We start from the raw sequence: 23,019 nt of genomic DNA on the forward strand, positions 1-23,019 counted from the left end.
AAGAATAAGTTCATACAAGCTTTATTTAAAGGAGATCAAGATGGCAGAACATAATCGTTACACAAGCCCACTGACAGGACGTTATGCTTCAGAGGAGATGCAGTACATCTTTTCACAGGACAACAAGTTCCGTACATGGAGAAAGCTCTGGATAGCTCTTGCGGAAACAGAGCATGAGCTTGGACTCAACATCACCAAAGAGCAGATCGATGAGTTAAAGGCACATCAGGATGAAATCAACTATGAAGTAGCTGAGGCTCGTGAGAAAGAGGTTCGTCACGATGTTATGAGCCATGTCTATGCATATGGTGTACAGTGTCCTAACGCAAAGGGAATCATTCACCTTGGTGCAACTTCATGCTATGTTGGCGATAATACAGATATCATCATCATGCGTCAGGGTCTCGAGCTTGTGAGAAAGAAGCTCATCAACTGTATCAATGAGCTCAGCAAGTTTGCTCTCAAGCATAAGGATCTTCCAACACTTGCTTATACTCATTTCCAGCCGGCACAGCCAACAACAGTCGGCAAGCGTTCTACTCTCTGGATCAACGATCTCGTTATGGATCTCCAGGATCTCGATTATGTTCTCGATTCTCTTAAATTATTAGGTTCCAAGGGAACCACAGGAACCCAGGCTTCCTTCCTTGAGCTCTTTGACGGAGACCACGCAAAGTGCCGTGAGCTTGATCAGAAGATAGCAGAGAAGATGGGCTTCAAGTCCTGCTATCCTGTATCAGGACAGACCTACAGCCGTAAGGTGGATTTCCGCGTATTAAGCATTCTCGCAGGAATCGCACAGTCAGCCCACAAGTTCACAAACGACATCCGTATGCTGCAGCACATGAAGGAGATCGAAGAGCCTTTCGAGAAGCATCAGATCGGTTCCAGTGCCATGGCTTACAAGCGTAATCCTATGCGTTCAGAGCGTATCGCATCTCTTGCGGATTATGTTATGTCAGATCTTATGAATCCAATGCTTGTATCCAGCACACAGTGGTTCGAGAGAACCCTTGATGACTCCGCAAACAAGCGTCTTTCTGTACCTGAGGGATTCCTCGCCATCGACGGTATCCTTGATCTCTACCTTAACGTTGTTGATGGACTTGTTGTTTATCCAAAGGTAATCAGAAAGCACCTTATGGCAGAGCTTCCATTCATGGCTACCGAGAACATCATGATGGATGCTGTTAAGGCAGGCGGAGACCGTCAGGAGCTTCATGAGAAGATCCGTCAGCTCAGCATGGAGGCAGGAAAGACTGTAAAGGAAGAGGGTAAGGACAACAATCTCCTTGAGCTTATTGCTGCTGATCCAAGCTTCCATCTTTCACTCGAAGACCTCGAGGCAAGCATGCAGCCTGAGCGTTATGTTGGCCGCTCTCCAAAACAGACAGAGGACTACATCAACGAAGTGGTAAATCCTATTCTTGAAGAAAATAAGGCTCTTCTTGGTCTTACAGCCGAAATAAAGGTCTAATCAAATAAAGACTTTTCCTAAAGAACTATCGAACCATAATTCGATAGTTCTTTTTTATGATTGAGATATCAGATAGACACCATACTCTCAGGATATGGAAACCAGAGCCTTCGATAAATCGAGAAAAATGCTTTTCCTGATCAGATTGTTACGAAAAGCAATTCATTGCAAACAATTTATAGACTAAATTAATCTCATATCTTATTATACTTTTAGATAAATATTGATTCAGTCATCTAAGAAATAGGGGAGGAATAAACAGTCATGAACATACCGGTCAATACAGGAATATCATTAGTGACTGTTTTTCTTGAAGGAGTTATCAGCTTTTTCTCTCCCTGTGTTCTTCCTCTTATACCTGTATATATCGCCTACCTTTCAGGTGGTACATTAAAAAAAGAAGATGACGGAAGATTCACCTATGACAGGAAAAAGGTCATGATCAACACCTTTTTCTTTACAGTAGGCATAAGCTTTGCCTTTCTGATCCTCGGTTTCGGAATGAATGCTATCGGACGAATGTTTTCGGGTCATAGTCTGCTTTTCGCAAGGATCGGCGGTGTCATCATCATACTTCTCGGTCTTTATCAGCTTGGGTTCTTCGGAACGAACATGTTCATGAGCAGAGAGCTGAAACTTCCGTTCAACACTGACAGTCTGACAATGTCTCCTTTCACGGCATTTCTGTTTGGTTTTTTATTAAGCTTCGCATGGACTCCCTGCATAGGCCCGGTTTTATCATCTATCCTCATAATGACCGCATCTGCAGATACCATGCTTACAGGCATACTTCTTATTTTTGTATATACCTTAGGCTATGTTATCCCATTTCTTCTGGTTGGAATCTTCACAACCACACTTCTTGAATTTTTCAGCAGACACAGATCCATAGTCCGTCATTCTGTGAAGATAGGCGGGGCACTGCTTATCATGATCGGTTGTTTGATGATCACGGGACAAATGAACAGTTTATCCTCCTACATGTCTTCAATTTCCATGGATACTGTCAGTGTTGATTCAAAACAGGATACCGATGAAAATAACGTCAAAGACAGAATTTCCAAATCAGAAGAATCAGACAAGGAATCAGAAGCTTCTTCAAATACAAACGCATCGGAAGAAAGTAATGCATCGTCCGAAGGAACCGGGAAGGATTCTGTCAAAAAAAACGAAGGAGCCGGGAACGAATCAGTCGATCAGAGTATAGAAGAGTCCACAGAAGAAACAGAATCTTCTGATAATACTTCAAATGAAGACGTATATCCAGCATATGATTTCACGCTTGAAGACCAGTACGGTAACATTCACTCTCTTTCTGACTATAAAGGTAAGATCGTCTTCCTGAACTTCTGGGGCACATGGTGTCCACCGTGTAAATATGAACTGCCTTATATCCAGGAACTGTATGAAGAATACAGCGGAAAAGCTGATTCAGACATAGTTTTCCTGACTATAACATTTCCCAACCTGGGACAGGAAAAGAGTGTATCAGGAATACGGAAATTCATAGATAATCAGGGCTACACCTTCCCTGTACTTATGGACACCGGATATGACACAGAAATGGAGTACTATATTAATTCTTTCCCAACCACATTCCTGATCGATCCTGACGGCAACATCCTCGGCTATGTTCCGGGCGCTATGGATAAGGAAATGATGGAAGATGTTATCGACAGAGCGAGAATGGAATCAGGTTTGTCTTAAACAAATGATCTGTTGAACTTGAAAATAAGCCGCATAACCTTTATAATTCTCAATGTCTGTGTGAAATATAATGCGCAGAATCGAGGAGGTGCAGAAGTGACTTTAAAACGTATTCTTGCGATCATAGCATTAATCGTTATAGCCATACTGCTTGTCCTTCTACTGTTTTTTGCATTTACAGGTGCAAAAAAGGAGTACATTCTGGCCGTTATGTTTTGCCTGATCGTGGTACCATCGGTAATATATGTATTTATCTGGTTCACGAATCTCACAAAAAAATAATTTTTTGATGCTTCGGTCACGAATCTCTCACGGCAGCTTATAAGCTCATATGTGTCAAAAAGGTGAGGGGCATCAGTAGTATCCTATAGGATACTATCTCTTTAGGAGGATTTATATGGTTCGAGCAATCGTAGGCGCAAACTGGGGAGACGAAGGAAAGGGCAAGATAACTGATATGCTTGCCGAGTCTTCAGACATCGTAGTTCGTTTTCAGGGCGGAGCAAATGCAGGTCACACCATCATCAACAACTACGGACGTTTTTCACTTCACCTTCTTCCAAGTGGTGTATTTTACGATCACACAACTTCTGTACTTGGCAACGGTGTAGCACTGGATATCGAAAAGTTCTGTGCTGAGCTTAAGTCTTTAGTTGACGCAGGTGTTCCTAAGCCTAAGATACTTGTTTCCAATCGTGCACAGGTCATGATGCCGTATCATGTACTTTTCGATACTCTTGAGGAGGCGAGACTTGCAGGAAAGAGCTACGGTTCTACAAAGTCAGGTATCGCTCCATTCTTCTCAGATAAATTCGCAAAGATCGGTCTTCAGGTATGTGAGCTCTTTGACGAGGAAGTTCTGTGTGACAGACTTCATAAGGTAGTTGAGATCAAAAACGCTACACTTCGCGAGCTTTATCATGCAGCCGAGATCAATTATGATGAACTTCTTGCTGAGCTTCATAAGCAGAGAGACCTCATCGCACCATACGTAACAGATACTTCAAAGTTCCTTAGAGAAGCTCTCAAGGCTGGAAAGACAGTTCTTCTTGAGGGTCAGCTCGGAACCATGAAGGATCCTGACCATGGTATTTACCCTATGGTTACATCAAGCTCAACACTTGCAGCTTACGGTGCTGTGGGCGCTGGTATCCCTCCATATGAGATTAAGGATATCATCGCTGTAACAAAGGCATATTCTTCTGCTGTCGGTGCCGGAGACTTCGTTTCAGAGCTTTTCGGTGATGAGGCCGAGGAACTCAGAAGAAGAGGCGGAGATAAGGGTGAGTACGGTGCAACAACCGGTCGTCCGAGAAGAGTAGGCTGGTATGATGCTGTTGCTTCAAAGTACGGCTGTCAGCTTCAGGGTGCTACACAGGCTGTTCTTACAGTTCTCGATGTACTCGGTTATCTCAAGGAGCTTAAGGTTTGTACAGGCTATGAGATCGACGGTGAAGTAACAAAGGATTTCCCTGTAACACCACTTCTCAACAAGGCAAAGCCTGTTTATGAGACACTTCCGGGCTGGAACTGCGATATCCGCGGTATCAAGAACTATGATGAGCTTCCTAAGGAGTGCAAGGACTACATCGACTTCATCGAGAAGCAGATCGAGACTCCTATCACCATGGTTTCTAACGGACCGGAGAGACATGAGATCCTCAAGCGTACACCGAAGATCTGATATATCTATAAAATCTGATATCAGGATGATGTTTAAGCCGACACCTTTGTGTCAGGCATTCAGCTTCTGATTAAAAATCGGCGGGTCGGATCATTTCCGATCCGCCTTTCGATGTAAATCTCATAAAACTGTCATATCCATTGAGGACAGATAACTATAAAAACTTTGTTAAGAATTCTACTATAACTTTTGACATATAATTAACAAAACTGTATAATATGTTAGGTGATGAAAGAGGAAACATGATCTCATCAAATTCAGATAAAAAAAAGATTGATAATATAGAGGATTATTTTATGGCAAAAAAAGAGATTTCTCAGGCAGTCATTCAGAGACTTCCAAGATACTACCGTTATCTTGAGGACCTTATGGATCAGGGCATCGAACGTATTTCCTCAAGTGAGCTCAGTAAAAGAATGAAGCTTACCGCCTCTCAGATCAGACAGGATCTGAACAACTTCGGTGGTTTCGGACAGCAGGGCTATGGCTACAACATCAAAAATCTCCATGACGAGATCGCAAAGATTCTTAACATTGACAACGAACATGAAATGATCATCGTTGGTGCAGGTCATCTCGGACAGGCTCTTGCAAATTATACCAACTTCCGTAAGAGAGGATTTATCGTAAAGGCCATTTTCGATAAGGATCCAAGCATCATCGGAAAGAAAGTCGGTGAGATCGAGATCCAGCCTATGGAAAAGCTTGATGAGATCATCAAGGCATCAAACATAAAGATGGCTGCGGTATGTATCCCTAAGAACGCTGCCGTTAAGGTAGTAGAGCAGCTTATCAATGACGGAATCGTCGGCATATGGAATTTTGCTCATGTGGATCTCGAGGTTCCTGAGAACATCGTTATAGAGAACGTGCACCTTTCCGAGTCTCTTATGCGTCTTAGCTATCGTATGGGCGAGTCCCTCAATGCCGAATAAGAGGTCGTCATGATTATCGGTATAGGTACTGATCTTATAGAAATAAAGCGTATAGCTAACACCAGAAAGAATCGTACTGCAGAACGTATTTTTACCGAAGAAGAACTCCGGCAGGCATCAGATAAAGACTCGATGCTTGCCGGTGATTTTGCATGTAAGGAATGTGTGGTCAAATGCTTCGGAATCGGCTTCACTGAAGGCATACGCCCGGCTGATATCGAGATTCTCAGAAACGAAAAAGGTAAGCCTTACGTCGTTCTGCATGGTAAAGCTCTGGAAAAATACGAGGAATTAGGCGGCAAAAATATTCTTGTTTCCATAACCGATACCAAAGATCTGGTTTCAGCAATGGCAGTGATGGAAGGATAGAAAATCCTTTTGGTCAACTGCTTTGGACATAATGTCAGAGTATTTACTTTACACAGATAAGAAAATGATTTTTACCGCAGCAAATGCATGATTCAGTAAGGTTCCTGACTATGAAAGGATACATCCATGACTATCCAGACTGATGCTTCCCCTTATATTAATTCGATCCCTTCACGACTACCAGACAGCAACAAGGGCACCTACGGTAAGGTCCTTGTTCTTGCCGGCTGCAAAGGTATGAGCGGAGCGGCCTATCTTTCCGCCCTGGCTGCTTATCGCACAGGCGCGGGACTCGTAAAGTTTCTGACCCATGAGGAAAACAGGACTATACTTCAGACACTTCTGCCGGAGGCTGTTTACGAAGGCTACGATGAGAAGACTTCATTAAAAGATATCGCCCTGAAAAACATCTCCTGGGCGGATGTTGTAATAGCAGGTCCCGGGCTCGGTACTTCAAAGCTGAGCGAAGAAATTCTTGCAGAAACATTGACAGCCATAAAGGATTCATGGTTGGATGATGAAACCATCCGAAAGAAATCGCCGATTCTCATCCTCGATGCTGACGGACTGAATATCCTCAGTAGAATTCCTTCTATAAAAGAAGATCTTTCCGAAATATCAGAAAAGGTCCCGGTCATAGTAACCCCTCATCCGATGGAAATGAGCAGATTATCAGGAAAAACAGTTCAGGAAATACTTGATGCACCGGATATGGCAGCCTCGGAATTTTCCGGAAATCATCATCTGATAACGATAATGAAGGGAAGCGAGACCATAATCTCAGACAGAACAGGAGAGCAGCTCTTTAAAAATACACTAAAGAGCCCAGCCCTAAGTAAGGGTGGTTCAGGTGATGTTCTGAGCGGTGCCATCGCAGGCATATATACGTTGCTCCGTGCAGATACCAAAAAACAAGATAAACTACCGGGATCAAAAAATAACAACGATCTATCCTATGATGCTTCCGTACTTTCGGTCATCATCCATGCAAAAGCCGGTCAATATGCTGCAAAACAATACGGCATAAACGGAGTTCTGGCGAGAGACACAGCCAATTCACTCGGATTTGTAATTGATCAGATGCTATCTTGACAGTATCATCAACCGTCGATTAATTTTACAGGTGCAGCTTCATGAAACTCTTGATTCTGCGCCTCTTTTACGTTATAGTACTAGAGTTTGATTTATAAACAATGATTTTTATATATGATTTGAGGAGAATGATATGTCAGGACATTCAAAATTTTCTAACATTCGAGCTAAGAAAGAAAAGAATGATGCCGCTAAGGGTAAAATATTCACAATGATCGGCCATGAGATTGCGCTTGCTGTTAAGGCTGGCGGTCCTGACCCTTCCAACAACTCAAAGCTTGCTGCAGTTATCGCAAAGGCTAAGGCTAACAACATGCCTAACGATACTATCAACAACGGTATCAAGAAGGCTGCAGGTTCTATGGAGGCTGATAACTTCGAGGAGCTTCAGTATGAGGGCTACGGTCCTAACGGCGTTGCTCTCATCGTAAAGGTACTTACAGATAACAAGAACCGTGCTGCAGCAGACATCCGTTCAGCTTTCACAAAGGGTAAGGGATCACTCGCTACACAGGGTGCCGTTTCTTTCATGTTCGATGAGAAGGGACAGATCATCCTTGACCGTGAGGCTATGGACGACATGGATAAGGATTTCGATACACTTATGGATATGGCTATCGAGGCAGGTGCCGAGGATATCCAGGATGAGGAAGATTCTTACGTAATCTTCACAGCTCCAAGCGATTTCGAGACAGTTCGTGAGAACATCGAGAAGCAGGGCATCCCTATGGCTGAGGCTGATGTAGTTATGGTTCCTCAGAACTACGTATCTGTAACAGATCCTGAGGCTGTTAAGGGACTTCGCAGAACTCTCGATCTCCTTGATGCATCTGAGGATGTTCAGAATGTCTACACTAACTGGGCAGAAGAGAACGACGAAATATAATTCAAAAAGCGTATCCGTCAAAAACGGATACGCTTTTTTATGAAGAGATGCAGCACTAAGGCCGCATCTTTTTTTGATCAATCATTTACTTCTGTCATATTCTTAGGTTCAACAGTGACTGACCAGTTCTGGTGATATATAACAAAACCAGGTGCTGCATTAGGAACCTTCTTCAGATTCTTTCGGATAGTATAGTCAACATCCACCTTTTTATCATCCCTGTGAGAAGAATAGTAGGCTGCGAGTCCGGCAGCCTCGATGAACAGTCTGTCAGGGATCTCCTCCATGGACTGTCCTCCTGTCTTTACGATAACATGGGAACCGGCAACGTTCTTGGCGTGGAACCACATATCGCCTCCATCACCGATCTTGAAAGTCACATCCTCGTTCTGATAATTGTTCTTACCAACGAATATCTCGTAACCGTCCTCGGAAATAAAGTGATATGGCTTCGACTTTCTCTGAAGCTTAGCCTTATCCTTCCCCTGAGCTTTATGGATAAAACCGAAATCACCCATTTCCCTTCTTATATCCTGAAGATCCTCCTCGCTTTCGGCGATATCGAGGGCTGTCTGTATTGACTCAAGATGCGAAAGCTCCTGTCTGGTCTCCACAAGCTGAACAGTAACATTTTCCCTGGTACGCTTCAGCTTATCGTACTTTTCAAGATAATGCTTAGCGTTCTCTGAAGCAGTCAGATCCTTTTTGAGAGGAATCTCTATCTCTTCATTGGTATAGAAGTTCTCACATCGAAGCACCTCCTCGCCACCTGTGAGTGAATATCCGTAGGTATGAAGCAGCTCCCCGTAGACACGGAACTTATCCATATCCTCAGTATCCTTAAGTTGCTTTTCCTGAATGTTCAGCTTCTTCGAAGTACGCTCCATAAGAGTATTTATGACCTTACGAAGATCCGTAGATCTCTGTCGGATTCGTGAGCTCTTGTCCTTCTCACTGTAGAAACGTGAGATAACATCACTCATGGAATCAAAATGACGGACTTCATACTGACTGTCACTATCATAGATCGTAAGAGGAAATGCCGAGAAATCCGAAGGAACACCATCCTTATAAACGATGATAGGATCAGGAGCATGATCTCTCACAACAGAAGTTATCACATCATTAAAACCATGATAGAGCTTTATCAATGCTTCCACCGGCTGGCAGTTGGCTGAAAGATCGGGATCCACCGAGCTTCTATGACATATTTCCGAAGCTGTCAGAGGACTAAGTCCTGTGATATTGTGAAACAGAGCCTTGAATACAGGCTCCGGCTTATCACTCAGAAGGCTAACGAATGACTCTTCTGTAAGCTCCAGAGGATTCTTCTTTCCTCCAGCATCAGGAATGAAATAATCTCTGTTGGGAAGTACCTCACGTACAGAGGACTGGGAAAGAGAAATCCTCTTGACCGCGTCTATGATAGTAAAATCTTCTCTATATAATATGATATTTGAATATTTACCCATGAGCTCGATGGACAGGTATCTCTTTCCAAGATCGCCCATTTCATCCAGATGTTCTATTTCAAATATGATAACTCTTTCCAGTCCATCACCTTTCAAAGACTGATCCGGCTGCTTTACATCCAGGATGGCACCGTTTCCGATGTGCTTTCTGAGTGCCATACAGAATGTTGGAACAGAAATGGGAGAGAGCTTCTTTTCCTCAGAGAGTATACAAAGAGGAAGAGAAGGATTTACAGAAATCTTTAAACGATAATTATCCTTTTGATTACGTATAACAAAATCAATCTCGTCTTTTTCTGGCTGGGTGATCTTTGAGATCTTTCCGCCGATCAGCTTCTCTCGAAATTCTTTAACCGTTGCCGAAACAACCAGTCCATCATATGCCATGTTGATCACCTCTCATTTCTTATATATATGTACTATAGTAAGTGCTATTTCTCTTTAACTTTACTTATTTTTTAGGGTAGATTATAATTTATAACAAATGTTCGGAAAACACAAGCCGCAGACAGAGGTGAGAGTTTCCGACAAACAAACAATCATACAGTCATCCGGCGGATGACTCTCAAAAAAGAGGTATGCTATGGATTTAAAAAGCATGACCGGATTTGGCAGATGTGAAGTATCCAACGACATCTATCGTCTTTCCGTCGAAGTCAAGTCCGTAAATTCACGTTTTCTTGATCTGAACATCAAGATGCCCAAGAAGTTCAACGCACTTGAAGCCAATATTCGTAATACCATCAAGGAGTTCATTTCCAGAGGAAAGGTAGATCTCTTCATCACCTATGATGAATTCGGTGAAGGTTCCAAGTCTCTGAGACTTAATCTGGATCTCGCAAAAGAGTATCTGGATTCCATGAGAAAGATATGTAAAGAGCTCGATGTAGATGACAATGTTAAAGTTACAAACATTGCCAGCCTCCCGGATGTCCTCGTTCTTTCCGAAGAGTCCGAAGATGACAACGAGCTTTGGAACAGGCTTAATCCTGCACTCACACAGGCTCTTACCAATTTTGTTGCAACAAGAGTATCTGAGGGCATTAACTTAAAGAGTGATCTCCTTAATAAGCTTTCGGAAATGGAGAAGATCGTTCTTCGAATCGATGAGCGTTCCCCGGAGATAACTGCCGCTTACGAGCAGAAGCTTCGTTCAAAGGTTACAGAGCTTCTCGGAACAGCCGGTATCGACGAATCCCGTATCGTTCAGGAAGTCACCATGTATTCGGACAAGATCTGTACAGATGAAGAGAGAGTACGTCTCCACAGCCACATCAAGAACATGCGCGGAAAGCTGGAGGCAGGCGGTTCTGTAGGAAGAGAGCTTGATTTCCTTGCTCAGGAAATGAACAGAGAAGCTAACACGACTCTCAGCAAGGCTAACGATCTTATCGTTTCCGATGATGCCATCGGTCTCAAGACATTGATAGAAAAGATCAGAGAGCAGATACAGAATCTGGAGTAAAAGCACATTTCAGACCAGCTTTTGTACAGCACATGACTACAGAATTTAGATATTTAAGAGGATAAGCATGAACAAAGGATCTTTGGTAGTCGTATCGGGATTTTCCGGTGCAGGCAAGGGCACACTCATGAAGAGTCTGCTCAAAAAATATGACAATTACGCACTTTCCATCTCATGTACAACACGTAATCCGAGAGAAGGTGAACAGGACGGTCGAGAATATTTCTTTAAAACAAAAGAAGAATTTCTTGATATGATAGAAAGAGATGAACTCATCGAGTATGCTCAGTACGTAGAGCACTACTACGGTACACCGAAAGCATTTGTAGACTCAAAGCTCAAAGAGGGCAAGGATGTTCTTCTTGAGATCGAGATCCAGGGTGCTTTGAAGATCAAGCAGAAGTTCCCTGATTCGGTATTGGTATTCATCACCCCTCCATCGGGTACTGAGCTCAAAAACAGACTCATCGGAAGAGGAACCGAATCCATGGATGTGGTGGAAAAGAGGCTGAAACGTGCGATTCAGGAGTCTGAAGGTGTAGAGGCATATGACTACATTTTAATAAACGATGATATTGACACATGCACTGAAAAATTGCATAATCTCATTCGTGCTCAGCACGAGAAGGCTGACAACCATTTAGATATAATTGAAAATGTTAGAAGAGATCTTAGGAGGATAGAAGATGTCACAGCAATCATATAACGAACTGATCGATGCAGCAAACAACACCAACGCGATTCAGGACGACACAGATAAACTTGTAGAAAGCAGATACTCTGTAGTTATCGCCAGTGCAAAGCGTGCAAGACAGTTAATAGACGGAGCTTCTCCGGTTCTCCCGGTAGACCCAAGCAGAAAGCCTCTTTCCATCGCAGTAGAGGAGCTTGCAAAGAACGCCATCACTATCAAGCGTGGTTCAGAGATCGAGGATGAGTTCAGAACAAACGCTGTTGAGAAGCGCTTCGATTTCGCTACAGAAGAGTTTGATGAGGACGATGACGGAACTGCAGAGCTTATCGACAACAGCCCTTCAGCATCTTCAGAAGACGATTATAATTCTGACAGTGAAGCATAAATGAAGATACATATGATATCACTTGGCTGTGATAAGAACAGAGTAGACAGTGAAAAGATGCTCAGCAACCTTCTGGAGAAATATCCGGGTTCTGAGATAACCGATGATCCTGCAGAGGCAGACATCGCTGTCATCAATACCTGTTCTTTTATCGGTGATGCCAAGGAAGAAAGCATTAACACCATCATAGAGATGGGTGAATACAAGCAGTCGGCGAAGCTTAAGAAGATAATCGTTGCCGGCTGTCTGGTTGAACGCTACAAAGATCAGATAAGAAAAGAGCTTCCCGAAGTGGATGAGGTCATGGGAGTAAAGGACTACGTAGACAAGCTGGATATCCAGATGTCCCGTGTCGAAAATTCAGAGACCTATTCTTCCTATCTTAAGATAGCCGAAGGATGTGATAAGTACTGTACCTATTGCATCATCCCAAGTCTCAGAGGTCACTATCGTTCTGTACCTATGGAGCATCTCATAGAAGAAGCAACGATGCTCGCAAACAGAGGAACAAAGGAGCTTATCCTTGTTGCTCAGGAGACCACACTTTACGGTGTTGATCTTTATAAGAAGAAAGCACTTCCTGAGCTTCTCAACAGACTTTCCGAGATAGAGGGCATAGAGTGGATACGTATACTTTACTGCTATCCTGAAGAGATCACAGATGAGCTTATAGAGACCATACGTGATAACCAAAAGGTAGTACACTATCTTGATATCCCTATACAGCATGCTTCGGATGCTGTCCTCGGCAATATGCATAGAAAGACCAGACAGGCAGAGCTCAGGGAACGCATCGCAGCACTTCGTAAGGCTATTCCTGATATCGCTCTTCGTACCACACTAATCACCGGTTTCCCGGGAGAGACTGAAGAGGATTTTGAAATACTGAAGAATTTCGTTACTGAGATGCGTTTTGAACGTTTGGGCGTTTTCCCTTATTCTCAGGAGGAAGACACAGCTGCGGCTGAAATGCCGGATCAGATTCCGGAGAAGATAAAGCTTCAGCGTCAGGACGAGATCATGAGGCTTCAGCAGGGTATCGCTTTTGAAAAGGCAAAGGAGCAGATCGGAAGAGAGCTTAGAGTTATGGTCATAGGCTATGACCCGGAGAACAACATGTATCTCACCCGTTCCTATATGGATAATCCTGACATCGACAGTATGGTATTTGTAGACGCAGGAGAATATAACAACAAGATTTCCGGTGATATGATCGATTGTCGTATCATCGATGCAGATGGATATGACTTGATTGGAGAGCGCATCTAATGAATTTACCAAACAAACTGACGATACTTCGTATACTCCTGATTCCGCTGTTTGTTATACTGCTGTTGTTTAACGGCGGACAGGATCAGAATTTACGTATTGCTTCTTTGATCGTATTCTGTCTTGCTTCATTTACGGATTTTCTTGATGGACAGATTGCGAGAAAGCAGAATTTAGTTACAGATTTTGGGAAATTTATGGATCCTTTAGCTGATAAGCTTTTGGTATGTTCAGCTCTTATTTGTCTTATAGAGCTGAATCAGCTTCCTGCATGGTACGTTATCGTCATCATCGCAAGAGAGTTTATCATTTCTGGATTCCGACTTGTGGCAGCTGACAAGGGCATAGTTATCGCCGCTTCCTGGTGGGGTAAGTTCAAAACCACCTTCCAGATGTTAACTGTCATTTTACTTATCATAGATATTCCGGCTTTACGGATGATCACAAACATCATCGCAGTTATCGCGCTGGTACTGACCATAGTTTCACTTGTTGATTATATGATCAAGAACATCCGTGTGATCACAGAAGGCGGAATGTAAAGGGTTCTTATCCATGATCTTTTCAAAGAATCTCTTCTTTGGCAGACACGCCGAGGAACGAAAGAGTTATATACTTGATAATCTCCGCAAAAGACATTTTCAGCCCGGTGCGTATGTGATCGTCGCAGCGAAGGCTCCTAATCTTTATGAGATATATAATCAGGCTATGTTTTTGAATCCTAAGATGGATACTGAAGATGTCGAGATCCTGGGGATCGGTTATGGTTATAAGGATGCTGTCGAATGTGTCACAAAGATGCTGATGCAGCGAAAAGATGTGATCTCCTGATTACATCTTGATTTTCAAAAAACAAACGTCTATACATATGCTTTTTCAGACGTAATCAAACGAGGAGGCTTACATGATTGTCCTGACAATATTAAAGGTCATAGGCATTGTGCTCCTCGTTATTTTATTGCTCATTTTACTTCTGCTTGGCATAGTTCTTTTTGTACCTGTACGATACAGGTCTACAGGATATAAAAAAGAGGCGAATGATGACTATTATATCGACCTTAATGCAAGCTGGTTTCTGAAGGCCCTTCGCTTCAAGGCTGTCCTTGATCCGGACGGGCTCAGAATGAATCTAAGATTTCTTTGGCTGACACTGATGGATTCATCAGAAAGTGATGAAAACGAAGCAGAAGAGCCTGACACATCTGCAGTTGAAAATACAGATTCTTCCATAGAGAAGGATACTGATACAGATGACCTGAACAATATCGCTTCTACCGGAGATCTCATTTCAACCCATGAAGAAAATCGGATCGATCTGCAAGAAAATACTATAGAGAAAATAAATGATCATTCAGATTCAGAAGAGGTCAAATCAGAAACAACAGAAAAATCAGAGATCACAATTACAGAAATCTCTGATACAGCTCCTGAACCGAACCGGGAAAAAGATCTTTCTGAGGATAATATCTCAGATATCACAGATGATTCAACAGATACAGATCAAAATGACAAGGATTCACTTGTAGAATCCGACAGCTCATCTCCAAATGAAAGCTCAGGTTCATCCTTTTCTGAAAAAATGGAGAAGAAATTCAGAAACATTCTTGGTAAAATAGATGATGTGTCTACAAAGATAGCGGAAATAAAGACTGCTTTAAGCGATAAAGAAAATATCAAAGCACTAAAGCTTCTTATAAAAGACACAAAGTATCTTTTAAGACATTATCGGTTCAGAAGTTTAAACGGACATTTCACATACGGCTCAGAAGATCCTTCTTCAGTAGGCAGCGTCATGATGTACCTTAGCCTGCTTTATCCCGTATATGGAGAAAGCTTCATTATCGAACCTGTATTTGACAGGTCCGTCATAGCCGGTGATATGAAGTTCAAGGGCAGGATCAGAGTGATACACCTTCTGATAGTTCTTATAGAGCTTATGCTAAATAAAAAAATCAGACAGTTTGTCATAAATCGTTTGTAAGGAGGCACCCATGGCTGACAAAAATAATGTAACGGAAATTCTCGGAACACTTTTTCAGGGGATGGAGGGTTTCGTTAATTCAAAAACAGTGGTAGGAGAACCTGTAAAGGTCGGAAATGCTACGCTTATTCCACTTATAGAAGTAAGCTGCGGTATGGGTGCCGGAGGCTTTATGAAGCCTAAGGACAGTAACAGCGATGATGGCGGAGCAGGAGCACTCAGCTCGAAGATTACACCCACAGCTATTCTCATCATACAGAATGGTAACTATAAGCTCGTTAATGTCAAAAACCAGGATGCATTCACAAAGATCCTCGATATGATCCCTGATGCCATAGACAAGATAACAGGCGGAAGCAGAGTTTCAAAAGAGGCAGAAGCAGCAGCTATAGAAATGTCACAAAAATCGGATGATTGATAAGGATTCCCGTACTATTGGCTGTTTAATAAAAGGTTCTGTAAATAAACATCCATGTTCTATTCTTATCAGAGCAAAAAGTTATGTTTTTTTCTCAAAATAAAGCTTGCAAATTCCGATTAACTTTGCTAGTATAGTTGAGTCGCGAATTCAGAGCGTATCTGATTCGATATATTTTGAAAAGGGAGGTGCAACCATGGCAAAATGCGCAGTTTGTGAGAAGGCAGTTCACTTCGGAAATAAGGTAAGCCATTCACATAGAAGATCAAACAAGATCTGGAAGGCTAACATTAAGTCAGTTAGAGTTATGGTAAATGGCGGTACAAAGAAGATGTATGTATGTACTTCCTGCTTAAGATCTGGCAAGGTTCAGCGTGCAATCGGTACATCTAAGACTGTTGAGGCAAACGCTTAATTCTGGATCGTCTAATTGATGCATGATAGGGTATTACGATCACTCGTAATACCCTTTTTTCATGCAAAACCTTAAAGTAAAGTCAGAGTGCACACATCGGTATAATATGCTATAATCAAGCTTGCTTTCACAATGTAGATGCGATTTCACGCATTTCCGTTGTATATATTGATTTAACAGTATCTTTCCGGAGGTAATATATGAAAGGAACAATCGCATCCAAGCTGGGTGAAATTCAGATCAATCCTGATGTTATTGCTACCTATGCAGGAACTACCGCTATAGAGTGTTTTGGTATCGTTGGTATGGCTAAGGTCTCTTACCAGTCCGGCGGGCTCGTAAAGCTTCTTAAGCGTGAGAGCCTCACCAAGGGAATCATGGTAAACATCGAGAATAATGAGATTTCTCTTGATTTCCATGTTATCGTAGCTTACGGTGTTAGCATTCAGGCCGTAGCTGACAATCTTATCGAAAACGTCAGATATAAAGTTACAGAGTATACCGGCATGAAGGTTAAAGACGTTAATATCTTCGTCGAAGGTGTGAGAGTCATTGACTAATGACAGTAATAAAGGAGGAATTACCTGTGGGTAATCAAATTGATGCAATTGCGTTGAAAAACGCTTTTCTTGCAGGCGCTAACAGTCTTAACGCTAAGAAAGAGTACATCAACGAGCTCAATGTATTCCCTGTACCTGATGGTGATACAGGAACAAATATGACCATGACTATCATGTCAGCTGCAAGAGAAGTAGCTGCGATTTCCGAGCCTACCATTGACAATGTGGCAAAGGCTATGGCGAGCGGTTCACTCCGTGGAGCAAGAGGAAACTCCGGTGTTATCTTGAGCCAGCTCATTCGTGGTTTCACAAAGGAGATTCGCGAGAATGCCGATGCTGAGGTTATCGATGATGTGATCCTTGCAAGAGCTTTCAACCGCGCTATAGAGACAGCATACAAGGCTGTTATGAAACCAAAAGAGGGTACTATCCTTACAGTTGCCAAGGGAATGGCTGATCGAATCACAGAATTATCTGTACTCGATGAGGATACTTTCACTATGCTCGAGAAGGTCATCGCATACGGTGATGATGTTCTGGCACAGACTCCTGACATGCTTCCTGTACTTAAAGAAGCCGGTGTAGTAGATTCCGGCGGACAGGGTCTCATGACTGTCGTTAAGGGTGCTCTTGCTTCTCTCAAGGGAGAGTATGTGGATTTGGAGATCCCTGACGTTGAGATGTCAGCCGCAGCAGCTCCTGCAGCAGAAAGAAAGTCCCGCGGAGATATCTCTACCGCAGATATCAAGTTCGGCTACTGCACAGAGTTCATGGTAAACGGTGATCACGAGTTCAGTGACGAAGAGGTTGACGAATTAAGAAACTGGCTTAACGGTGTCGGTGATTCCATTGTATGTTTCTCTGACGAGAACATCATCAAGGTTCATGTTCACACCAACCATCCGGGTAATGCCTTTGAGAAGGGTCTCTCCATGGGATACCTTTCAAAGATGAAGGTAGATAACATGCGTCTCGAGCATAACGAAGTTCTCATCAAGGATGCATCAAAGATCGCCGAGAACGAGAAATCAGAAGCAAAAGAAGAGCCTAAGAAGGATCTCGGTCCTGCAAAGGATTTCGGCTTCATTTCAGTATCTGCAGGTGAAGGACTTACAGAAATCTTCAAGGGTGTCGGTGTAGACTATGTCATCGAAGGCGGACAGACTATGAACCCTTCAACCGAGGACATCTTAAATGCCTGTGCCGAGGTCAATGCAAAGACAATATTTGTTCTTCCAAACAACAAGAACATCATCCTTGCAGCAAATCAGGCTAAGGATATCATCGAAGACAAGACCATCATCGTAGTACCTACAAAGACTATCCCTCAGGGTATCTCAGCTATGATCAGCTTCAGCCCTGATATGACAGCAGAAGAGAACTTCGAGGCCATGAAGGACGCTTCTGAGTGTGTAAACTCTGCAGAAGTAACCTATGCTGTACGTAATACTACCATTGACGGACATCCAATCGAGGAAAATGACATCATGGCCATAGGCGATGACGGACTCCTTTCAGTTCAGAAGGATATCGCCGCAGCAGTTAATGAAGCTGTTGCAAAGATGATCAATGGTGAATCCGAGATAGTTACTATCTATTATGGTAAGGATGTAAAGGAAGAAGACGCTGATAAGCTCGCTTCAGAGATCAGAAAGAAGTATCCTACCGTTGAGACTGAGCTTCAGTACGGCGGACAGCCTATTTATTATTATTTCATATCTGTGGAATAAAACATTATGATCCGGCACTTCCGGATCTAACCCGGTTCTTCGGACAACTGTCTGTGTACACGGCATGCGAACGAAGTAACTCATCACGATAATCAAGCTCCTGAGAAAATCATCTCAGGAGCATTTTTAACATAAAATATATGACTCTGACAGATTTAAAGGGCATAGGTCCAAAAACAGAAAAACTATTCAATAAGCTGGGGATCTTTACCGTAAGAGATCTTCTGTATTATTTTCCTCATACTTACCTTTGCTACAAAAAGCCTTTATCTATAGGAAATCTCACCGAAGGCGAAACTGAAGCGGTGACCGGCATGCTGGAAAAGGATGCAGTAGTAGTTAATCTTCATGGCCTCAGGATGACCAGCGCATACATCCGTGACATTTCAGGAAAGATGCGTCTCACCTGGTTCAATGCTCCCTTCCTCAGAAACACGCTGAAGGCCGGATCAGCCTTCGTTTTCTTCGGAAAGGTAGGAGACTATAAAGGACAGAAGACACTTAACCAGCCTAAGATCTTTTCAGTTGATGAATACGCAAAGAAGATCGATACCCTTGAGCCAGTCTACGGTCAGTCTAAGGGACTGTCCAATGCTGTAATCCTGAAAGCCATCCGTCAGGCAATGGAAGTCTCAAAACCCGAGGCTGATTTCATCCCGGAAGTCATACGTTACAACAGAGAACTTCTCAGCATGAATGATGCAATAAGGCATGTACATTTTCCTGAAAACATGGAGGACTACAAAAAAGCCAGGGAACGTCTAGCATACAATGAGCTGTTTCTTTTCTCCATGGCACTGGTGAAAAAGAAGCAGAACACCGCCGAACAAAAATCCGACTTCATCATAAAAAGAGATGAGAGAATAGACTCATTCATAAAAGCTCTGCCCTTTACATTAACAGAAGGTCAGGCTTCCGCTGTAGAAGATATACGGAGTGATCTATCCGGAGGCTTCACCATGAACCGGCTCCTTCAGGGAGATGTAGGTTCAGGCAAGACTATTGTTTCATTTATCGCGGCACTGGAGACCGCCTTTAACGGTCATCAGGCAGCCATCATGGCACCGACAGAGATCCTCGCAGCCCAGCACTATGAGAAGCTCAAAAAGATAGTTTCGGACAATGCCTATGACCTTAAGATCGCACTTGTCACCGGTTCTCTAAAGGTTTCCGAAAAAAAGGCCATCTATAAAGAGATAGAGAATCACGAGGCGGATATAATCATCGGCACCCACGCTTTGTTTCAGGAAAATGTCATCTATGACGACCTGGCACTTGTGGTGACGGATGAGCAGCACCGTTTCGGTGTCAACCAGAGAAAAACTCTGGGAGAGAAGGGTAAACATCCTCATACACTCGTCATGTCCGCGACACCTATACCGAGAACTCTGGCGATGCTTTTATATGCGGATATGAAGGTCAGCCTCATCAAGGGACTGCCTTCAAACCGACTGCCTATCAAAAATGCAGTGGTGAACGAAAGCTATCGGAATAAAGCATATAAATTTATATATGATGAAATAAAAAAGGGCCGGCAAGCCTATATTATCTGTCCTATGGTCGAAGATAATGATATGCTTGATCTGGAGAATGTAACCGATTATACCGCAAAGATACGCAAGCTTTTTCCAGCCGGGGTTAAGATCGAAAAGCTTCATGGTAAAATGAAGCCAAAGGAAAAGGACGATATCATGGACAGGTTCCTTCATAAAGAGATCGATATACTGGTATCTACCACCGTAGTGGAAGTCGGCGTGGATGTTCCTAACTCCACTGTTATGATGGTAGAGAACGCCGAGCGTTTCGGTTTGGCACAGCTTCATCAGCTGCGAGGGCGAGTGGGAAGATCAGAGCACCAGAGTTTCTGCATCTTTGTTGACAGCTCTAATTCGGACAAATCAAAGGAGAGGCTTCAGATACTGGCAAACTCAAATGACGGATTTCATATCGCAGAGGAGGACCTAAGGCTCAGAGGTCCGGGGGACATTTTCGGTATACGTCAGTCCGGAGCACTGGACTTCAGCATCGCAGACATCTATCAGGATAAGGAGCTTTTAAAAAAAGCATCTGAGGATGCCATGTATGTACTCCGTTCAGATTCCGAACTAAAAGAAACAGACAATCAGGCTTTAAAGGACAGACTAAACAGATATCTGGAAGAAAGCTATGTGCTGTAAGGCAATTTGATTCTTATACTATATAACAAATATCAAAGGAGATTAAAATGAGAGTAATTGCAGGAAGTGCAAGAAGACTTTTACTTAAAACCATCGATTCAGTGGACACACGTCCTACAACAGACAGAATAAAAGAAACTCTTTTCAATATGCTTCAGTTTGAAGTTCCGGGCATCGATTTCCTCGATCTTTTTTCCGGTTCAGGTGCCATAGGTATAGAGGCTCTTTCAAGAGGTTCCAGAAGAGCAGTATTTGTAGAGAACAATCCAAAGGCTGCAGCCTGCATCAATGAGAACATCGAGCACTGCAAATTCGGTGAGCAGTCTCTGGTTTTGGCAACAGACTATATGTCTGCACTCAACAGACTGAACGGAAAGGGCTACAGATTCGGAATCGTATTTATGGATCCGCCATATAACCGCGGATTTGAACGTAAGGCTATGCAGCTTATCCATGATATGGATTATGTTGATGAGAACACTCTCTTCGTAATTGAGGCAGATATCAATGATGACATCGCTGACGAAATAGCATCTATGGGCTACACTCTTCAGCGCGAAAAAACATATAAAACAAATAAGCATGTTTTTTTCAAAAAAAATAAAGAATAAGCTTCAATATATTTACATAAGCTTAGTTAACGTGCTATAAATATAATCCGAGAAAGAAGAAATACAATGATAATAGGTATCTATCCGGGATCCTTTGATCCAGTCACATTTGGTCATCTCGACATAATCGAAAGAGCATCTAAGATGGTAGACAAACTGATTGTCGGAGTTTTGCAGAACAGTGCTAAGACCCCGTTGTTTTCTATGTCAGAACGTGTTAGAATGATTGAAGATTTGACCCAAAAATTCGGAAACGTTGAGGTCAGATCCTTCGGCGGTCTAACTGTCAACTTTGCCAGAGAATGCAACGCGACAGTTATTGTCAGAGGACTGCGTGCTGTTACTGATTTCGAGTACGAGCTGCAGCTTGCTCAGACAAACAAAGTCATTGCCCCCGATATCGATACTATCTTTCTTACGACAAATCTCAAGTATTCTTATCTTAGCTCCAGTACAGTTAAGGAAATCGCCAGCTATGATGGAGACATCCATGAATTCGTACCTGTTGAGGTCGAGAGAAAGATGAAAGAAAAATATAAAAAGTAATTTTAGTTAACATAAGGTGGATTAGATAAATGAGCAGAATTGAACAGTTAATCGGTGAGATCGAAGAATATATAGACAGTTGCAAATACCAGCCTCTTTCCAATTCAAAGATCCTTGTTAACAAGGAAGAGATGGAAGAGCTGTTGGTTGAGCTTCGTCTCAGAGTACCTGAGGAGATCAAAAAGTATCAGAAGATCATTTCTCAGCAGGAAGCCATTCTGGCTGACGCAAGAAATCAGGCTAACAGCATGATAGAGGATGCAAAGGCTCAGACTCAGGAGATGGTGTCTGAAAACGAGATCATGCAGCAGGCTTACAACGAGGCAAATTCTCTCGTTCAGCAGGCTCAGGCTCAGGCTGACAAGATCCTTGCTGATGCAACTGCCGAAGCAAACAGCGTAAAGGCAAGTGCCATTACATACACAGATTCAATTCTTGCTTCTATCGAGACTCTTGTTGGAAATTCTATTTCAGAGCAGCAGTCAAAGTATCAGTCATTGCTTGACAGCATGCAGAACACTTACAATATAGTTACCAACAACCGTAGAGAGCTTAACAACGCTATGAACGCTCCGGCTCCACAGGATCCCCAGTATATGGATCCTTACGCTGATTCACAGGATGAATATCAGCAGTGATGGCACTTCCCGGATTTAGTCCGGACATCATAGTCTATACGGTATCTTTCTTTAAACAGATCAGATTATTTAATTCACTTATTCAGAGTGCTACATGAAATCATGCAGCACTCTGTCTTAAGCTTTTTTATAAAGTGATATATCTTAAGCTTGACATGTTTTGTTCAGTTTGCTAATATTTCACTTGCATAAAAAAAAGCGATGCGTGGCTCAGCTTGGTAGAGCGCTGCGTTCGGGACGCAGAGGTCGCAAGTTCGAATCTTGTCGCATCGACTAACCCTTGGGACTGACTCAGCACGGAAACGTGTTGGGTCTTTTTCTTTTCTCGTTAAGCAGTTAATATATAGATTGTCCATGTATACTTCGCACGATCGAGGTATGCTAGACTGATACTATGACCAGTTATAAATTTTAACTAATTTGTGAAAAAGGTATATATGAGCTATCATGAATGGCATAAAAAGTGCGATGATCATTCTGGTCTATATTGCGAGATCACACTAAAAAA

General features: G+C 42.7%; 24 protein-coding genes and 1 tRNA gene. 24 read left to right on the forward strand and 1 reads right to left on the reverse strand.

Translation table 11 applies throughout. The features are described 5' to 3' along the window. The first annotated feature begins 40 nt into the window (after nt 1-40). The 8 genes from purB (at nt 41) to BXO88_RS04850 (ending at nt 8,150) form a co-directional block, all read left to right on the forward strand. Complete coding sequence (purB, locus tag BXO88_RS04815; RefSeq protein WP_078036623.1) at nt 41-1,477, forward strand: adenylosuccinate lyase; 1,437 nt, start codon at nt 41-43, stop codon at nt 1,475-1,477. A gap of 264 nt (nt 1,478-1,741) precedes the next feature. After that, nucleotides 1,742-3,184 carry a redoxin domain-containing protein gene (locus tag BXO88_RS17000; protein ID WP_139355509.1) on the forward strand — a complete coding sequence of 481 codons (1,443 nt, stop codon included), beginning with the start codon at nt 1,742-1,744 and terminating at the stop codon, nt 3,182-3,184. Nucleotides 3,185-3,280: 96 nt separating this feature from the next. Then, complete coding sequence (locus BXO88_RS04825; RefSeq protein WP_078036624.1) at nt 3,281-3,466, forward strand: phosphate ABC transporter substrate-binding protein; 186 nt, start codon at nt 3,281-3,283, stop codon at nt 3,464-3,466. Nucleotides 3,467-3,581: 115 nt separating this feature from the next. After that, nucleotides 3,582-4,868, forward strand: coding sequence for an adenylosuccinate synthase (locus tag BXO88_RS04830; protein WP_078036625.1), 1,287 nt, complete (start codon nt 3,582-3,584; stop codon nt 4,866-4,868). 296 nt (nt 4,869-5,164) lie between these two features. Continuing rightward, a complete protein-coding gene (locus tag BXO88_RS04835) occupies nt 5,165-5,803 on the forward strand; it encodes a redox-sensing transcriptional repressor Rex (protein WP_044994008.1) in 639 nt (212 codons plus the stop codon). Between the two features lie 9 nt (nt 5,804-5,812). Beyond that, on the forward strand, nt 5,813-6,172 hold the full coding sequence (gene acpS, locus BXO88_RS04840) for a holo-ACP synthase (protein ID WP_078036626.1): 360 nt from the start codon (nt 5,813-5,815) through the stop codon (nt 6,170-6,172). Between the two features lie 126 nt (nt 6,173-6,298). Beyond that, nucleotides 6,299-7,264 carry an NAD(P)H-hydrate dehydratase gene (locus BXO88_RS04845; protein WP_078036627.1) on the forward strand — a complete coding sequence of 322 codons (966 nt, stop codon included), beginning with the start codon at nt 6,299-6,301 and terminating at the stop codon, nt 7,262-7,264. A gap of 133 nt (nt 7,265-7,397) precedes the next feature. Then, on the forward strand, nt 7,398-8,150 hold the full coding sequence (locus BXO88_RS04850; protein WP_078036628.1) for a YebC/PmpR family DNA-binding transcriptional regulator: 753 nt from the start codon (nt 7,398-7,400) through the stop codon (nt 8,148-8,150). A gap of 77 nt (nt 8,151-8,227) precedes the next feature. Here the strand turns inward: BXO88_RS04850 and BXO88_RS04855 are convergent, their stop codons facing one another. After that, the gene (locus BXO88_RS04855) at nt 8,228-10,009 is read right to left on the reverse strand and encodes an Rqc2 family fibronectin-binding protein (protein ID WP_078036629.1); all 1,782 of its coding nucleotides are present in this window, start codon (nt 10,007-10,009) and stop codon (nt 8,228-8,230) included. A gap of 196 nt (nt 10,010-10,205) precedes the next feature. Here BXO88_RS04855 and BXO88_RS04860 point away from each other — a divergent pair, with 196 nt between their 5' ends. The 16 genes from BXO88_RS04860 to BXO88_RS04935 all read left to right on the forward strand — a co-directional run bounded on the left by BXO88_RS04860 (nt 10,206) and on the right by BXO88_RS04935 (nt 22,784). Beyond that, on the forward strand, nt 10,206-11,087 hold the full coding sequence (locus BXO88_RS04860; RefSeq protein WP_242945157.1) for a YicC/YloC family endoribonuclease: 882 nt from the start codon (nt 10,206-10,208) through the stop codon (nt 11,085-11,087). A 67-nt stretch (nt 11,088-11,154) separates the two neighbouring features. Beyond that, the gene (gene gmk / locus BXO88_RS04865) at nt 11,155-11,793 is read left to right on the forward strand and encodes a guanylate kinase (RefSeq protein ID WP_078036630.1); all 639 of its coding nucleotides are present in this window, start codon (nt 11,155-11,157) and stop codon (nt 11,791-11,793) included. Beyond that, nucleotides 11,774-12,166: a DNA-directed RNA polymerase subunit omega gene (gene rpoZ / locus BXO88_RS04870; RefSeq protein WP_078036631.1), complete on the forward strand. Its 393-nt coding sequence runs from the start codon at nt 11,774-11,776 to the stop codon at nt 12,164-12,166. The genes gmk and rpoZ overlap by 20 nt, the downstream gene beginning before the upstream one ends. Beyond that, the gene (gene rimO, locus BXO88_RS04875) at nt 12,167-13,435 is read left to right on the forward strand and encodes a 30S ribosomal protein S12 methylthiotransferase RimO (protein WP_078036632.1); all 1,269 of its coding nucleotides are present in this window, start codon (nt 12,167-12,169) and stop codon (nt 13,433-13,435) included. Then, complete coding sequence (pgsA, locus tag BXO88_RS04880; protein ID WP_078036633.1) at nt 13,435-13,977, forward strand: CDP-diacylglycerol--glycerol-3-phosphate 3-phosphatidyltransferase; 543 nt, start codon at nt 13,435-13,437, stop codon at nt 13,975-13,977. The genes rimO and pgsA overlap by 1 nt, the downstream gene beginning before the upstream one ends. Nucleotides 13,978-13,990: 13 nt before the next feature. Further along, nucleotides 13,991-14,266 carry a hypothetical protein gene (locus BXO88_RS04885; RefSeq protein ID WP_078036634.1) on the forward strand — a complete coding sequence of 92 codons (276 nt, stop codon included), beginning with the start codon at nt 13,991-13,993 and terminating at the stop codon, nt 14,264-14,266. Between the two features lie 73 nt (nt 14,267-14,339). Further along, entirely contained in the window at nt 14,340-15,416 is a 1,077-nt protein-coding gene (locus tag BXO88_RS04890; protein WP_078036635.1) for a hypothetical protein, read from the forward strand. A 10-nt stretch (nt 15,417-15,426) separates the two neighbouring features. Beyond that, nucleotides 15,427-15,834 carry a GerW family sporulation protein gene (locus BXO88_RS04895; RefSeq protein WP_078036636.1) on the forward strand — a complete coding sequence of 136 codons (408 nt, stop codon included), beginning with the start codon at nt 15,427-15,429 and terminating at the stop codon, nt 15,832-15,834. Between the two features lie 196 nt (nt 15,835-16,030). Next, entirely contained in the window at nt 16,031-16,249 is a 219-nt protein-coding gene (gene rpmB / locus BXO88_RS04900; protein ID WP_036606275.1) for a 50S ribosomal protein L28, read from the forward strand. Nucleotides 16,250-16,449: 200 nt separating this feature from the next. Further along, complete coding sequence (locus tag BXO88_RS04905; protein ID WP_078036637.1) at nt 16,450-16,809, forward strand: Asp23/Gls24 family envelope stress response protein; 360 nt, start codon at nt 16,450-16,452, stop codon at nt 16,807-16,809. After that, the gene (locus tag BXO88_RS04910; protein WP_139355510.1) at nt 16,809-18,539 is read left to right on the forward strand and encodes a DAK2 domain-containing protein; all 1,731 of its coding nucleotides are present in this window, start codon (nt 16,809-16,811) and stop codon (nt 18,537-18,539) included. The genes BXO88_RS04905 and BXO88_RS04910 overlap by 1 nt, the downstream gene beginning before the upstream one ends. Before the next feature lie 140 nt (nt 18,540-18,679). After that, nucleotides 18,680-20,716, forward strand: coding sequence for an ATP-dependent DNA helicase RecG (gene recG / locus BXO88_RS04915; protein WP_078036638.1), 2,037 nt, complete (start codon nt 18,680-18,682; stop codon nt 20,714-20,716). Between the two features lie 47 nt (nt 20,717-20,763). Next, nucleotides 20,764-21,327, forward strand: a complete 564-nt coding sequence (gene rsmD / locus BXO88_RS04920) for a 16S rRNA (guanine(966)-N(2))-methyltransferase RsmD (protein WP_078036639.1) — start codon at nt 20,764-20,766, stop codon at nt 21,325-21,327. 66 nt (nt 21,328-21,393) lie between these two features. Beyond that, the gene (gene coaD, locus BXO88_RS04925; RefSeq protein WP_078036640.1) at nt 21,394-21,873 is read left to right on the forward strand and encodes a pantetheine-phosphate adenylyltransferase; all 480 of its coding nucleotides are present in this window, start codon (nt 21,394-21,396) and stop codon (nt 21,871-21,873) included. A 29-nt stretch (nt 21,874-21,902) separates the two neighbouring features. Further along, nucleotides 21,903-22,511 carry a vacuolar family H+-ATPase subunit H gene (locus BXO88_RS04930; RefSeq protein WP_078036641.1) on the forward strand — a complete coding sequence of 203 codons (609 nt, stop codon included), beginning with the start codon at nt 21,903-21,905 and terminating at the stop codon, nt 22,509-22,511. Nucleotides 22,512-22,710: 199 nt separating this feature from the next. After that, nucleotides 22,711-22,784 (forward strand) — tRNA-Pro (locus BXO88_RS04935). The last annotated feature ends 235 nt before the right edge of the window (nt 22,785-23,019 follow it).

Origin of the sequence: Oribacterium sp. C9, from assembly GCF_002007235.1 — a bacterium.
Lineage (GTDB): Bacteria > Bacillota > Clostridia > Lachnospirales > Lachnospiraceae > Oribacterium.